This window comes from Lelliottia sp. RD5, assembly GCF_056032945.1.
Genome location: NZ_JBVYHQ010000006.1, coordinates 29001 through 43412, shown reverse-complemented (window position 1 = coordinate 43412; position 14412 = coordinate 29001). Strand labels below are relative to the sequence as shown.

Genomic DNA, 14412 nt, shown 5'->3' with positions numbered 1-14412 from the left:
TTCTCCGTACTCAGTGCTTCATAAAAATTCGATCAGATCAGTATACGACTAATCGGTGATACGACGATAGACCGTTGGTGTGCTTTCTGGCGCTTTGTCATCAAGCGTAATGGCCGCTTTCACCGCTTTCGCCGCTTCCTGCCAGCTGTTTTCGTCTTTCGCATGGATAACGGCTAGCGGACGCTGCCCGTCAACGCTGTCGCCCAGACGCGCCATATCAGTAAAGCCAACGCTGTAATCAATAGTGTCCGACGCCTGACGACGACCGCCGCCCATCGAGACCACTGCCATGCCCAGCGCACGGGTATCCATTGCACTGACAAAGCCTTCTGTATCGGCATACACCGCTTTGCTGAGCATGGCGGTTGGCAGGTATTTCGCATAGTTCTCAACGAAATCGTTCGGGCCTTTTTGCGCCGCAACCATACGGCCAAAGATCTCTGCCGCTTTACCGTTATCCAGCACAGCTTGCAATTTGGCACGCGCTTCGGTGTCGTCTTTGGCCAGCTTGCCGGAAATCAGCATTTCAACGCACAGCGCCATGGTGACGTCGAACAGACGCGGGTTACGGTATTCGCCCGTCAGGAACTGCACCGCCTCGCGGACTTCAACCGCGTTACCGGCGCTCGAGGCCAGCACCTGATTCATGTCCGTCAGCAATGCCGTGGTGCGCACACCCGCGCCGTTGGAAACGCCAACGATCGCTTCAGCCAGTGCCGCAGAGAGCTCAAATGTCGGCATAAATGCACCGCTGCCCACTTTCACGTCCATCACCAGCGCATCCAGCCCTTCGGCCAGTTTTTTGGCCAGGATAGAAGCCGTGATCAGCGGGATGGAATCAACCGTCGCGGTGATGTCGCGGGTCGCGTAAAAACGCTTATCCGCCGGAGCCAGAGAGCTGGTCTGGCCGATAATCGCCACACCAACGTCTTTAATAATTTCGCGAAAACGCGTGTCGTTCGGAAAGATATCGAAACCCGGAATGGCTTCCAGTTTGTCGAGCGTACCGCCCGTGTGACCCAGGCCGCGCCCGGAGATCATTGGGATGTAGCCGCCGCATGCGGCGATCATTGGGCCAAGCATCAGAGAGGTGACATCCCCTACGCCGCCCGTGGAGTGCTTGTCCACGATCGGGCCGTTAAGATTGAGGCTTTTCCAGTCCAGAACGCTACCTGAATCCCGCATCGCCATGGTCAGCGATACACGTTCCGGCATCGACATATCGTGGAAAAAGATGGTCATCGCCAGGGCAGCAATTTGCCCTTCAGAGATGGTGTTGTCGCGAATACCGTTAATAAAGAAACGGATTTCTTCGTCGCTTAATGCATGACCATCACGTTTTTTACGAATAATTTCTTGTGCGAGAAACAAAGTAGCCCCCAGGAATCAGGTTAAATGCGGCGAAACACTATCGCCGCAGGAGTAATATTAGTAGCCGCTTGCGCTCTTACCGTCGCCGTGACCCAGCGTTTTCAACAGGCTAGCCAGCAGGCTGGAAGCGCCAAAACGATAGTGGCGTGAATCGGCCCAGTCTGCGCCGAACAGATCGTCAGCGATCGCCAGGAACTGCTGCGCGTCTTCGGCAGTGCGAACGCCGCCCGCAGGTTTAAAGCCAACGGTTTTAGACACGCCCATATCGCGAATCACTTCCATCATGATGCGTGCGCTTTCTGGCGTGGCGTTGACCGGTACTTTACCGGTGGACGTTTTGATGAAATCTGCACCGGCTTTGATAGAGATTTCAGACGCTTTACGAATCAACGCTTCTTCTTTCAGTTCACCGGTTTCGATGATCACTTTCAGCAGAACGTTTGCCGCCGCACAGGCGTCTTTACAGGCTTTCACCAGATCAAAACCGACCTGCTCGTTACCTGCGATCAGCGCACGGTAAGGGAACACCACGTCAACTTCATCCGCACCGTAAGCAATCGCTGCGCGTGTTTCTGCCAGCGCGATATCGATATCGTCATTGCCATGTGGGAAGTTGGTTACGGTCGCGATGCGCACTTCAGGCGTGCCCTGCGCGTTCAGCGTTTTACGCGCAATGGGGATAAAACGTGGGTAAATGCAGACAGCGGCGGTATTGCCCACTGGCGTTTTCGCCTGATGACACAGCGCGATCACTTTCTCATTCGTGTCGTCATCGTTCAGGGTAGTCAGGTCCATCAGTTTCAACGCGCGCAGGCTGCTTGCGGTTAAATCAGTCATAACAATCTCCAACGGCATCGCCGTATAATTTTTCACCTTGCGGGTATGTGAGTATTCTAACATTCACCCGCACTCACACTTCGACATTCATCACAGTTAATGAAAACTGCATACAAATTTGCATTACTGTAATGAGATCTACTTCAAATTTCAGTCCTGAATCTGCTGACTAAAGCAGCAATCACCCGCTTCTGATCAATAGCTTCAGCGTAATGACTTCCTACAATCGGCCCATCATCCGCAGAATAATAAGGAAGCGACTATGTCCACCTCCGGTCTCGATGCTATGCAACAACGTTGCCAGCAAATTGTGACAAGCCCGGTACTGACGCCTGAGCAAAAACGCCATTTTCTGGCGCTGGAAGCGGAAAACAATCTGCCCTATCCCGGTCTGCCACCCGCGGCGCGTTCAGCGCTGGATGACGGGTTTATCTGCGACATGTTTGAAGGCCATGCGCCTTTCAAACCGCGCTACGTTCTGCCTGATTACGCCAAATTTCTGGCGAACGGGTCAGAATGGCTGGAGCTCGAAGGCGCAAAGGATCTTGATGACGCGCTTTCGCTGCTAACCATTCTTTATCACCATGTTCCTTCCGTCACATCGATGCCGGTGTTTCTGGGCCATCTCGATGCACTGCTACAACCTTATGTTAGAATTCTAACACAAGAAGAAATCGAAAGCAGAATAAAACGCTTCTGGCGTTACCTGGACAGAACGCTGCCTGACGCCTTTATGCATGCCAATATCGGTCCGGAAGATTCGCCTGTGGCACGCGCCATTTTACGCACAGATGCAGACCTGAAGCAGGTTGCACCGAATCTTACCTTTATTTATGATCCGAAAATTACGCCCGACGATCTGCTACTTGAAGTCGCGAAAAATATTTGTGAGTGCAGTAAACCGCATATTTCTAATGGTCCGATGAATGATAGAATTTTCACAAAAGGTCGTTTTGGCGTCGTGAGTTGCTACAACTCGCTGCCGTTGGCCGGCGGTGGCAGCACCCTGGTACGTCTGAATCTGAAAGCCATCGCCGAGCACAGCGAGTCCACAGAGGATTTCTTCGACCGCACGCTGCCGCATTACTGCCAGCAGCAGATCGCCATCATCGATGCCCGCTGTGATTTCCTGTATCAGCAATCCGGCTTCTTTGAGAATAGCTTCCTGGTGAAAGAGGGGCTGATTGATGCCGATCGTTTTGTGCCGATGTTTGGCATGTACAGTCTGGCAGAAGCGGTAAATGTGCTGTGCGAGAAATCGGGCCACCCTGGCCGTTACGGGAAAGATGAGCAAGCCAATGCGCTGGGCTATCGCATCAGCGAACAGCTTGCCCACTTTGTCGAGAATACGCCGGTAAAACATGGCTGGAAGCAGCGCGCCATGCTGCACGCCCAGTCTGGCATCAGCTCTGATTCCGGCACCACGCCGGGGGCACGATTGCCGTACGGCGATGAGCCCGATCCGATCAGCCATTTGCTCGCCGTCGCGCCGCATCATAAACACTATCCTTCCGGGATCAGCGATATTTTGACGCTGGACGAAACCATCAAACGTAACCCGCAGGCGGTTGTTCAGCTGTGTCTCGGCGCGTTTAATGCCGGAATGCGCGAGTTCACCGCTAACGTTGCCGGAAACGATCTGGTGCGCGTCACGGGCTATATGGTGCGTCTGTCGGATCTGGAAAAATATCGCGCCGAAGGTTCACGCACCAATACCACCTGGCTTGGCGAAGAGGCCGCGCGCAATACCCGTATCCTTGAACGTCAGCCACGCGTGATAAGCCATGAACAGCAGATGCGCTTTAGTTAGTCAGGTTATTCCCTTCTCCTGCGTGGATGGGCCGGGCAGCCGCCTGGCTCTGTTCCTGCAGGGCTGCAACCTGCGCTGCAAAACCTGCCACAACCCGTGGACGATAGGCCGCTGCAATGACTGCGGTGACTGCGTCCTCCATTGCCCGCACGATGCGCTGAACATTCAGGCCGGACGGGTCTGGTGGCAGGAGAGCGACTGCCAGAAATGTGATACCTGTTTACACGTGTGTCCGCAGCAGGCCACGCCCATGGCGCAGCGCTTAAGCGTTGAGGACGTGATGGGGCAAATCCGTAAAGTCGCGCCCTTTATCGAAGGGATCACCGTCAGCGGCGGGGAAGCGACGACTCAACTGCCGTTTTTGGTGGCGCTGTTTAGCGCCGTCAAAGCCGACGCCTCGCTGAAGCATCTCACCTGTCTGGTCGACAGCAACGGTTTGCTGAGTGAAACCGGCTGGCAAAAACTGCTTCCGGTTTTTGATGGCGCGATGCTGGATCTGAAAGCCTGGAACAATGAGCATCATCGTTTTCTGACCGGGCGCGAGAATCCGCAGATCAAACACAGCCTCCGCTGGCTGGCTCAACACCAGCGATTAACCGAGCTACGTCTGCTGGTAATCCCCGATCGTTGTGATTATCTGGAACATCTGGGTGCTTTGACGGCCTTTATCCGATCGCTGGGTTCTGTCCCGGTGCGAATCAACGCGTTTCATGCACACGGCGTGTATGGCGAAGCGGCATCGTGGCGTAGCGCCACGGCGGACGATGTGGAACCGCTGGCGCTGGCATTAGAAAAGCATCGGATCACGGTGATCCGCCCAGCGCTCTATTTATAGAGTGATCCCAAAGAGATCGTGAGTATTGCGTAACAGCGCATCAGCGATAACGTCTGCTGGCTCGTTGCGGAGATCGCATAATGTCGTAAAGACGCGCGCGGCCTGCTCCGGACGGTTAGGTTCTCCCTGAAAACCATTGAGGGGCATATCCGGCGCGTCAGTTTCCAGAAGCAACGATGAAAGCGGCAGTTGCGTCATCACATCACGGGTTTTACTGGCACGCGGGTAGGTGATCGTCCCGCCCACACCGATTTTATAACCCAGTGCAATAAAACGCTGTGCCTGCTGAAGGCTTCCGGCGAACCCATGCACCACGCCGGTTCGCGGGAGATCGTGGCGTTTGAGGTGCATCGCCAGCTTATCGTGGGTGCGCCGCGAATGCAGAATCACCGGTAAATCATGCCGTTTGGCCAGTTTCAGCTGGGCATCCAGGATCGTCTGCTGGCGTTCAAACTGCGGATCGTCACGGTACAGATCCAGGCCGATCTCCCCTATCGCCACCAGTTTCTCGCTCCCGGATCGCAGTTTGTCGTCAAGCACATCAATATGTGCGTCCAGATGCTTTTCGATCACAATCGGATGCAGACCCAACGCGGCGTACAGCGCCGTGTGCATTCTGGCCAGATCGAGTACCCGATCGAAATGTGCAGCTTCGATCGCCGGGACGATTATCGCCTGAACACCTGCGCCCGCGGCTTGCTGAATACTTTGCGCTTCATCACCGGTAAACGGTGGAAAATCAAAGTGGCAATGGGTATCAACAAAGCGGAAAGTCACGCCAGATCCTCGTTATCGAACGTTGTGTCGTTAGCATGTGGAGCGTCAATCAGCGGCGTTGCCACAACATCATTCGCGACAGCAGCAGGCGGAACCACTAAGGTTGGCGGCGTGATGATCCGTTTATGGCGCCGTATCGGGGGTTGCTCAGCCAGCATTTTCCCGACCGTTGCCAGGAAATAGCGCCCGCAAAGTCGCCCTGTTTTGTAATCATCGCGAAGGGATGGCAGACGGCTGCCCAGCGCCATACTCAGGAGCGGTTTTGGCGGATAGATCTCAAAAATCCGCAGCTTGCCGGGCGGTTTCTCGATAAAACGCTGCATCGCGCTGTAACTGGATTCATGCTGATGCGCAATGTTCACCAGCGACTGCAGGCTGCTGTCGCCCAGCCAGCGCTCCATCCGTTTAAACCACTGCGGGGTGTAGTACATCTGCGACGGCACGGTGCGGATCACGACGATCGTTTTCGCGCCGCGACGGGCGGCTTCCTGAACCGGGACCGCATCGCTGATCCCGCCATCAAGATAATGAATACCATCCAGCGCCGCGGCAGTACGGTAAAAGCCGGGAATCGCGCTGGAGGCACGAATAATATCCAGCCAGTTCTCCTTTTGCGGCGAGAAATAGCCCGGCGTGTAGTCGTCGCCCCGGCTGGCGCACATCCAAAACTCTTTGCCCGTATCGAACAGGCGCGCAGCAGTATCCATCGCCAGCGGCATCTTGCTGGAAGTGGCATCTAACAGCCAGTCGAGATCGATAAGGTTGCCGCCGCGGACAAAGCGAATCGGATTAAAAAAATCGCGTGAAGTGGTGTAGCGCATGATCACTTTGCGGGCGTAACCAGGTTGGTTGCAGACGTAGGCGGAAAGATTCTGCGCGCCGGCGGACGTCCCGAAAAATTGATCGAACGGGTTAAATTGCGCGCGCATGAACTCATCCAGCACGCCAGCTGTGAAGATGCCCCGCTGCCCACCGCCTTCACACACTATCGCGAGCTGACCGGGACGAAAGGGTTTTAACGCTAACGGCGCAATATTGCCAAGCGTAACGGGAATTCTCTGCCCCACTGCTGCATTCCTGTTCTGATTTTTATCGTAAGGACACAGTAGCGCATTCTATACCCCTTACTCAAACCAGAAAAAGCCAGTCACAAGGACTGGCTTTGGATGTGAGTGTCGATGTCGCTTCGCGTATCGACGGGCTTGTTGCGCTCAGCTAGGGACGACGACGTCCAGTAAACAGGCTGACCAGGAACAGGATAATACCGACGACGAAGACAATTTTTGCCGCGCCAGCTGCTGTACCCGCCAAACCACCAAAGCCCAGAGCGGCGGCAATTAACGCGATAACCAGAAATATGATGCCCCAACGAAACATAGAACTCTCCTTTACCATAGTTAATATCGGCCGCTTAATGTGGGCGCTCAGGACGCCCACCAGCGTTCAGCCAAATGTCGTTTTTATTTCGCTTTCAGATCGTTTTTAACGCTTTTCACGCCATCAACGGCTTTAGCGATAGTTTCGGCACGCTCAACCTGCGCCTGTGAATCAACCGTACCGGAGAGCTGCACCACACCATCGGTGGTTTCCACTTTCACTTTACGTGACGGCACGATGTCATCTGCTAATAGTTTAGCTTTGATTTCGCTAGTGGTTGCCGTATCGCCTGCATAGCCTTTCACTGACTGATCTTTGGCATCACGAACGTGCAGTTTGTCGCTGACTGAGGTGACACCCTCAACGCCTTTCGCCACGGTGACCGCTTGTTCAGCTTGCGCCTGGCTTTCGACAAAGCCACTTAACGTGACCACTTTTTTATCCGTTTTCACGGAGATGTCGGTGCTCTTGATCTTTTCATCATCCACCAGAGCGGCTTTCACTTTTGCTGTGATAGAGCTGTCATCCATGAAATTACCGACTTTATTCATAGAGCTATCGATTTTTTGCCCTGCGGAATCAGCGGTGGATTGCGCTTTGTCCGTGGCGGTGGTTTCTGCCAGTGCAGAACCGCTTACCAGGATGCTACCCAAAGTGACTGCCAGCAAAGTTTTAGAAATCTTCAGTCTTGTCATATTCATCGATGTATTCCTGTAGTTTGCTCGTAATTTGAGCGTCAAACATCCCTTGGACTAGTTATTAGTTTTGCGATTAAACACACGGTCGGGATGAGAGGCTTATCAACACGCATTGAACAGAGCTTTCATCCGCGCCCGGTGCTAAACACTGAGTTAAATATAGATCACAATTTGAGGGCTGCTTTCAGAAACGGCGAAATAATGAGCGATAGAGATGAAAATGCAATGAATTAAGAAAATTCCGCAAGGGATTAATAAAGCAGGGAATTAAGAAGAGCGCGGCGATCGCCGCGCTCTGAGATGGGATTAGTGCTCGCGCGTTTTACGGAACTGAACGTCCGGATAACGCTCCTGAGTGAGGTTCAGGTTAACCATGGTCGGCGCAATGTAGGTGAGGTTATCACCGCCATCCAGTGCCAGCTGGATTTCATTCTTACGCTTAAATTCTTCGAATTTTTTCACGTCAGAACATTCAACCCAGCGTGCGGTGGCAACGTTCACCGATTCGTAAATCGCCTCAACGTTGTACTCGCTTTTCAGACGTGCAACGACCACGTCAAACTGAAGTACACCCACAGCGCCCACGATGAGATCGTTGTTCGAAATAGGACGGAAGACTTGCACCGCACCCTCTTCGGAGAGCTGAACCAGACCTTTCAGCAGCTGTTTTTGCTTGAGCGGATCGCGCAGGCGAATACGGCGGAACAGTTCCGGGGCGAAGTTCGGGATACCCGTAAACTTCATCATTTCGCCCTGGGTGAACGTATCGCCGATCTGGATGGTGCCGTGGTTATGCAGGCCAATGATGTCGCCCGGATACGCCTCTTCAACATGAGAACGGTCACCGGCCATGAAGGTCAACGCGTCGGAGATAACAACGTCTTTGCCGATACGCACCTGGCGCAGCTTCATGCCTTTCTCGTACTTACCTGAGACCACACGCAGGAACGCCACGCGGTCGCGGTGTTTCGGGTCCATGTTGGCCTGAATCTTAAAGACAAAACCGGTGAACTTCTCTTCAGCAGCTTCAACCAGACGGGTGTCGGTTTTACGCGGCATCGGCTGCGGTGCCCACTCGATCAAACCGTCGAGCATATGGTCAACGCCGAAGTTACCCAGCGCAGTACCAAAGAAGACAGGCGTGATTTCACCGGCCAGGAATAGCTCGTGGTCAAATTCGTGCGACGCGCCTTTCACTAGCTCCAGCTCATCGCGCAGCTGCACCACCAGCTCTTCGCCGACGGCCGTTTCCAGTTCAGGATTATCCAAACCTTTTACGATGCGCACTTCCTGAATGGTGTGACCTTTACCGGTCTGGTAGAGATACACTTCGTCTTTATAGAGGTGGTAAACGCCCTTAAACAGCTTGCCGCAACCAATCGGCCAGGTGATCGGCGCGCAGGCGATTTTCAGCTCACGCTCCACTTCGTCCATCACTTCCATCGGGTCACGGATGTCACGGTCAAGTTTGTTCATAAACGTGAGGATCGGCGTGTCGCGCAGACGGGTGACTTCCATCAGCTTACGGGTACGATCTTCTACACCTTTTGCGGCGTCGATCACCATCAAACAGCAGTCAACCGCCGTCAAGGTACGGTAGGTATCTTCTGAGAAGTCTTCGTGGCCCGGGGTGTCCAGCAGGTTCACCAGGCAGTCGTGATACGGAAACTGCATCACGGACGTGGTGATCGAAATACCACGCTGCTTTTCCATCTCCATCCAGTCCGATTTCGCGTGCTGGCTTGAACCACGACCTTTTACCGTACCGGCAGTTTGAATCGCCTGTCCGAATAAAAGCACCTTTTCGGTGATGGTCGTTTTACCGGCATCCGGGTGAGAGATAATGGCAAAAGTACGGCGCTTCGCCACCTCTTGCAGATAAGGGGACAACGTCATAATTGAATCTTCTTATTTAAGCGCGGCAGCTGGCCACGCATCATGGAATACGAAATTGCGGCTATTTTACCCATCAACGGGGGGCAGGCAATCATTGTTTACACAGGAGTTGCTCCAGTTCGTTCAATGATGTGACGGTCCAGGTCGGATGAATGCCGTCAGGTAAGGCGCGGCTGTGCGCATTAAGCCAGACAGTCGCAAGACCAGACTTCATGCCGCCCAGAATATCTGACTCAGCGGTATCGCCCACCATCAGCACGCGTTCACGATCGGGATGACCCGCTTGTTCCAGCGCATAATCAAAAATGCGCGGATCCGGTTTGGGTACGCCTACCTGCTCGGAAATCACTAATGCATCAAAATGATCGCGCAGACCGGTGCGCTCAAGTCGGATCTGCTGCAAGGCCGTAAAACCGTTGGTGATGATCCCCAGCTTCGCTTTGCCTTTCAGCGCATTCAGCAACGACACGGCACCCGGCAGCGGCGCACAGATCTCTGCCATTGCATTAAGAAAGGCCTCATTGAGCGAATCGGGATCGACGTTCAAACGTTCCGACCAGCTTTGAAAACGCTGATGTTGAAGCTGCAACGCGGTGATGGTTCCGTTCTGGTAATCCACCCACAGCGGCTTATTCACCGCCTGATAGTCCTGAAAATCTTCAGCGGTAAAGGTAACGCTATAATCCAAAAACATCCGCTGTAGACCACCAAACGAATCAAACGTAAACAGCGTTTCGTCGGCGTCAAAGAAAATCCAGTCCCATTTCATCGTTACAACCTTTTTTATCCAATCGGCAAAGCCATGATGATGGCGTCTTCGCGCCCGTCTGCAGTGGGGTAATAATTACGGCGAATCGTCGCCTCGTTAAAGCCTAAACTTTCGTAGAGCGCAATAGCGGCGGCGTTAGACGCGCGCACCTCAAGCCAAAGCGTGAAAACGTCTCGCGCTTCCAGCTCGCGAATCAAAAATTCAAGCAGTTCTCTGCCCAAACCTCGGCGCTGAAATGCCGGATCGACAGCGATATTAAACAGCGTTGCCTCATCCAGAACGACCTGCGTAATGGCAAACGCAGCCATCTCGCCGTCAACATCCATGCGGAAATTGAGATAACGCTCGCCCTGATTGCTGGCAAAGGTTTTTTCGCTCCACGGGAAAGCGTGGGCGCGTGTTTCAATCGCGAACGCCGATGCGAGATCAGTCGTCGTGAGGGAAGAAATCGTGTTCATATTCGCAGATTTGTTGCCATAGAGCGCTTCGCGCTGCTGGGTTTGCTTTTAGTTCTTCCAGGGCTGGCGAAGAGAGTCTGCCGCCACGAAGCGTAAGGACTTCTTCAACGCCTAACTGCCAGAAATTACAGTGGCTTTCGGCGGGTAGCATGGCGACACGATCGGGCGTGAGCTGCAACACCTGATCCTGGCTCACCTTCAGCGTGCGTAGCACATCATTGATCAACGTTTCATTCAATGCAGGCAACGCCTCTGCCACCATAACCAGACGAACATGTGCAGGAATTGAGATAGCAATTTCGCCCTGCAACGCCGTCGGGCGACGCAGGGCCCACTGGGTAATACCCAGTTGCTGTAACTGCCAGTCTCGTCGGGATGTCATAGCGAAAACTCCTGTCTGTCAGGCGCGCAAATATAGCAAATATGTCGTATCTGCGCCATCAACCAACTATACTCGCCGCCATAGTTTATTGAGGAACAATTCATGTCTGCATTTACCCCGGCAAGTGAAGTCTTGCTGCGCCACAGTGATGATTTCGAACAAAGCCGTATTCTTTTTGCCGGAGATATGCAGGATGACCTGCCTGGCCGTTTCGAGTGTGCCGCGAGCCGCGCCCATACTCAGCAATACCACCACTGGCAGCTTTTGAGCCGTCAGATGGAAGACCGCGTACGCTTCAGCCTGGTGGCAGAGCAAAGCGATGTCGCCGACTGTGACACCCTGATTTACTACTGGCCGAAGAACAAGCCAGAAGCTCAGTTCCAGCTGATGAACCTGCTTTCTATGCTGCCGGTGGGCTGCGATATTTTTGTCGTGGGTGAAAACCGCAGCGGCGTGCGAAGCGCAGAGCCTATGCTGGCGGAATACGCGACGCTGAACAAAATTGATAGCGCGCGTCGCTGTGGTCTGTACCACGGTCGTCTGGATAAACAGCCGACCTTTGATGCGGAAAAATACTGGGGCGAGTATCAGCTCGATGGTCTGACGATCAAAACCCTCCCAGGCGTATTCAGCCGTGACGGTCTGGACGTGGGCAGTCAACTGCTGCTTTCCACTTTCACGCCACACACCAAAGGTAAAGTGCTGGATGTGGGCTGTGGCGCTGGCGTGCTCTCCGCCGTGCTGGCAAGTCATTCACCGAAAGTCCGTTTAACCCTGAGCGATGTGAGTGCCCCTGCTGTTGAAGCGAGCCGCGCGACCCTCGCCGCTAACGGGCTGGAAGGTGACGTTTTCGCCAGCAACGTGTTCTCTGAAGTCACCGGCCGCTTTGATATCATCATCTCCAACCCACCGTTCCACGATGGTATGGAGACCAGCCTTGAAGCCGCACAGACGTTGATTCGTGGAGCTGTCCGCCACCTTGGCAGCGGCGGTGAACTGCGTATCGTTGCAAACGCCTTCCTGCCTTATCCTAAGCTTCTGGATGAGATTTTCGGCTTCCACGAAGTGTTGGCGCAGACTGGTCGCTTTAAGGTTTACCGTACCGTCATGACGCGTCAGGCGAAAAAGTAATCGCCATCAGCCCGGTAGCGTAATGTCTGCCGGGCGACGTAAATGTCCATTTTTGCAGCAAATAAAACACCCTACACAATTTTCTATTGACGAAAAGCTGAAAACATCTAGAATGCGCCTCCGTGGTTGCAATACTTTTTAAGTATTGATGGTATGCGACGGTGGCGGAATTGGTAGACGCGCTAGCTTCAGGTGTTAGTGTCTTTACGGACGTGGGGGTTCAAGTCCCCCCCCTCGCACCAAAAACCATGTAGATATTGTTCTCACCGGGCGACGGTGGCGGAATTGGTAGACGCGCTAGCTTCAGGTGTTAGTGTTCTTACGGACGTGGGGGTTCAAGTCCCCCCCCTCGCACCAACGAGGCAATATCAAAAATAAGATAACAGTGCGAAGGTGGCGGAATTGGTAGACGCGCTAGCTTCAGGTGTTAGTGTTCTTACGGACGTGGGGGTTCAAGTCCCCCTCTTCGCACCACTTATCTTATCTCCTTCCTGATTTCTCTCTGCTTTCTCAATCATTTTAAACTCATCGTTATTACCAGCATTGCACCAATCAGCGCGACACATGACGGCAACAGCACAAAGTGACGTAATTGCTTATGCCAAATCATTGCTGACGTAATCAGTAAGCCCGATACAATAATCATTTTCCAGACGTCCAGTGAGAGATCGGCAAAGGTCAGTCCAGCAATCAGTAGACCCGGCAGCAACACACCCCATCCACTTCCCAGCGCTTTACTCAACATGGTTCGCCCTCTCAATACGATAATGATAACCAATATCATATGATAGGTTTTCGCATTTGTCAGTCTATGTCGCAACAATCTCATCACCTTTACCTTTCCTGTAATGACAGGAAATGAGGAAGGTGATAAATTGCACACCTGTTAACTACACGTAACTATTTCCTGATTATTAAGTCCCTGATTATTTCTCAGTTTTACATTCAAATCGGCTGCCATTATTTTGATTTAATTAAGAATTAATAAAAACATACCGACATGACATCACAATCCTGGCGCTCATTACGCCACAAGAAATATCAGTTATCGTTACGTTTATTTTTATTCCTGAACGCCGTTTCAGCACTTTTTACTCTGCTGAACCCGCTGTACAACGTGCGTATGCTCACGCTCCCTGTCGTGTTAATTTTTACGCTCAGTGTGGCATTGCTTATCTGGCATTGGAGAAATAAAACCAGGAAGATCAATATTTCAGTGATTTCCCTGACCTTTGGTGGAATATGGGCATGGCATATTGCCTATAAATTTACGCTGGTCACGGAAGATCCTTTTACCTTTCTTTTATTGGGCTTATTAAGCGTTCTATTTATTGGCTCTCTGGCCTTCGCGAGTGATATCAAAGCATTTACGCTCCATTCGCTGCCGACTTTTGTCGTTTGCATGTGGTTTAGCCAGCATGAACACTGGCTGCGGGTCATTTACTCTCTCGCTCTCCCGATGGTTGGGATTGCCATCCATCACGTTATTCAAAAACGTAACGACCGCTTTGCACAACAGCTGTTGTATCGGCTCCTTGAGGAGCGTGAAACGCTTAACGATCTGAGTATGATGGACCCGCTGACAGGTTTGTATAATCGACGTGGATTGCATAATCGCCTGGAAAATCTTCCGACGCTGGAGCAGGGAGAGCATTTCGTCCTGCTGCTGGATATTGATCATTTCAAGGCCTACAACGATCACTACGGTCATATGATGGGCGATCAGGCACTGATTCGGGTTTCCGCCGCCATTCGCGATGCCGTTCGTTCACGGGATATTGTTGCGCGCTTTGGCGGTGAAGAATTTATGGTGCTGTTAACCAGCGTTACCCTCGATCAGGCACGCCAGACCGCGGAACGTATTCGTCAGAAAGTGTACGACCTCAAGATCCCGCACATGTTTAACGAGAGCGTGGCAACCAATGTCACTATCAGTATCGGTATCGCTATTTTTGAGGGCGAAGATATCGAAGGTGCGCTCGGTAAAGCGGATAAAGCGCTGTACGAAGCCAAACACCAAGGGCGCAACAATATCCTTATCAGCCCTGAGCTTCTTGCCGGATAAACTCCA

15 protein-coding genes and 3 tRNA genes are annotated in these 14412 nt (G+C 52.8%); 7 read left to right on the top strand and 11 right to left on the bottom strand.

The window, feature by feature from the left end; all coding sequences use genetic code 11:
- Window positions 1–48: 48 nt before the first annotated feature.
- Both deoA and deoC read right to left on the bottom strand, forming a co-directional pair.
- Window positions 49–1371, bottom strand: coding sequence for a thymidine phosphorylase (gene deoA, locus AC0LWE_RS17385; RefSeq protein ID WP_219347079.1), 1323 nt, complete (start codon window positions 1369–1371; stop codon window positions 49–51).
- Between the two features lie 57 nt (window positions 1372–1428).
- Window positions 1429–2208: a deoxyribose-phosphate aldolase gene (gene deoC / locus AC0LWE_RS17380; protein WP_072241949.1), complete on the bottom strand. Its 780-nt coding sequence runs from the start codon at window positions 2206–2208 to the stop codon at window positions 1429–1431.
- A gap of 262 nt (window positions 2209–2470) precedes the next feature.
- On the opposite strand from deoC, the gene AC0LWE_RS17375 reads away from it, so the two are divergent.
- The gene (locus AC0LWE_RS17375; RefSeq protein ID WP_219347080.1) at window positions 2471–4018 is read left to right on the top strand and encodes a YjjI family glycine radical enzyme; all 1548 of its coding nucleotides are present in this window, start codon (window positions 2471–2473) and stop codon (window positions 4016–4018) included.
- Entirely contained in the window at window positions 3993–4853 is an 861-nt protein-coding gene (locus tag AC0LWE_RS17370; RefSeq protein ID WP_219347081.1) for a YjjW family glycine radical enzyme activase, read from the top strand. Before AC0LWE_RS17375 ends, AC0LWE_RS17370 begins: the two co-directional genes overlap by 26 nt.
- On the opposite strand, the gene AC0LWE_RS17365 is transcribed toward AC0LWE_RS17370, so the two are convergent.
- From AC0LWE_RS17365 to AC0LWE_RS17330, 8 genes are all read right to left on the bottom strand, one after another.
- Window positions 4848–5630: a TatD family hydrolase gene (locus AC0LWE_RS17365; protein ID WP_219347082.1), complete on the bottom strand. Its 783-nt coding sequence runs from the start codon at window positions 5628–5630 to the stop codon at window positions 4848–4850. The two genes, AC0LWE_RS17370 and AC0LWE_RS17365, sit on opposite strands and share 6 nt — an antisense overlap.
- Complete coding sequence (locus tag AC0LWE_RS17360; RefSeq protein ID WP_202668140.1) at window positions 5627–6697, bottom strand: patatin-like phospholipase family protein; 1071 nt, start codon at window positions 6695–6697, stop codon at window positions 5627–5629. The genes AC0LWE_RS17365 and AC0LWE_RS17360 overlap by 4 nt, the downstream gene beginning before the upstream one ends.
- A gap of 148 nt (window positions 6698–6845) precedes the next feature.
- On the bottom strand, window positions 6846–7007 hold the full coding sequence (locus tag AC0LWE_RS17355) for a DUF1328 domain-containing protein (protein ID WP_002887716.1): 162 nt from the start codon (window positions 7005–7007) through the stop codon (window positions 6846–6848).
- 83 nt (window positions 7008–7090) lie between these two features.
- Window positions 7091–7708, bottom strand: a complete 618-nt coding sequence (gene osmY / locus AC0LWE_RS17350; RefSeq protein WP_202694431.1) for a molecular chaperone OsmY — start codon at window positions 7706–7708, stop codon at window positions 7091–7093.
- Between the two features lie 303 nt (window positions 7709–8011).
- Window positions 8012–9601: a peptide chain release factor 3 gene (prfC, locus tag AC0LWE_RS17345; protein ID WP_219347083.1), complete on the bottom strand. Its 1590-nt coding sequence runs from the start codon at window positions 9599–9601 to the stop codon at window positions 8012–8014.
- A 91-nt stretch (window positions 9602–9692) separates the two neighbouring features.
- A complete protein-coding gene (gene yjjG / locus AC0LWE_RS17340) occupies window positions 9693–10370 on the bottom strand; it encodes a pyrimidine 5'-nucleotidase (RefSeq protein ID WP_216980515.1) in 678 nt (225 codons plus the stop codon).
- Between the two features lie 14 nt (window positions 10371–10384).
- Window positions 10385–10828, bottom strand: a complete 444-nt coding sequence (rimI, locus tag AC0LWE_RS17335) for a ribosomal protein S18-alanine N-acetyltransferase (protein WP_131487342.1) — start codon at window positions 10826–10828, stop codon at window positions 10385–10387.
- On the bottom strand, window positions 10797–11210 hold the full coding sequence (locus AC0LWE_RS17330; protein WP_174342618.1) for a DNA polymerase III subunit psi: 414 nt from the start codon (window positions 11208–11210) through the stop codon (window positions 10797–10799). The genes rimI and AC0LWE_RS17330 overlap by 32 nt, the downstream gene beginning before the upstream one ends.
- A gap of 102 nt (window positions 11211–11312) precedes the next feature.
- On the opposite strand from AC0LWE_RS17330, the gene rsmC reads away from it, so the two are divergent.
- The 4 genes from rsmC (at window position 11313) to AC0LWE_RS17310 (ending at window position 12815) form a co-directional block, all read left to right on the top strand.
- Window positions 11313–12341: a 16S rRNA (guanine(1207)-N(2))-methyltransferase RsmC gene (gene rsmC, locus AC0LWE_RS17325; RefSeq protein ID WP_131487341.1), complete on the top strand. Its 1029-nt coding sequence runs from the start codon at window positions 11313–11315 to the stop codon at window positions 12339–12341.
- A 155-nt stretch (window positions 12342–12496) separates the two neighbouring features.
- Window positions 12497–12583, top strand: a tRNA-Leu gene (locus tag AC0LWE_RS17320).
- A gap of 28 nt (window positions 12584–12611) precedes the next feature.
- Window positions 12612–12698: transfer RNA gene (locus AC0LWE_RS17315), tRNA-Leu, on the top strand.
- Between the two features lie 30 nt (window positions 12699–12728).
- Window positions 12729–12815 (top strand) — tRNA-Leu (locus tag AC0LWE_RS17310).
- 40 nt (window positions 12816–12855) lie between these two features.
- Here the strand turns inward: AC0LWE_RS17310 and AC0LWE_RS17305 are convergent.
- Window positions 12856–13125 (bottom strand): DUF1435 domain-containing protein, encoded by a 270-nt coding sequence (locus AC0LWE_RS17305; RefSeq protein WP_131487340.1) that lies wholly within the window; start codon window positions 13123–13125, stop codon window positions 12856–12858.
- 216 nt (window positions 13126–13341) lie between these two features.
- On the opposite strand from AC0LWE_RS17305, the gene AC0LWE_RS17300 reads away from it, so the two are divergent.
- Window positions 13342–14406, top strand: a complete 1065-nt coding sequence (locus AC0LWE_RS17300; protein ID WP_131487339.1) for a GGDEF domain-containing protein — start codon at window positions 13342–13344, stop codon at window positions 14404–14406.
- Window positions 14407–14412 lie beyond the last annotated feature (6 nt).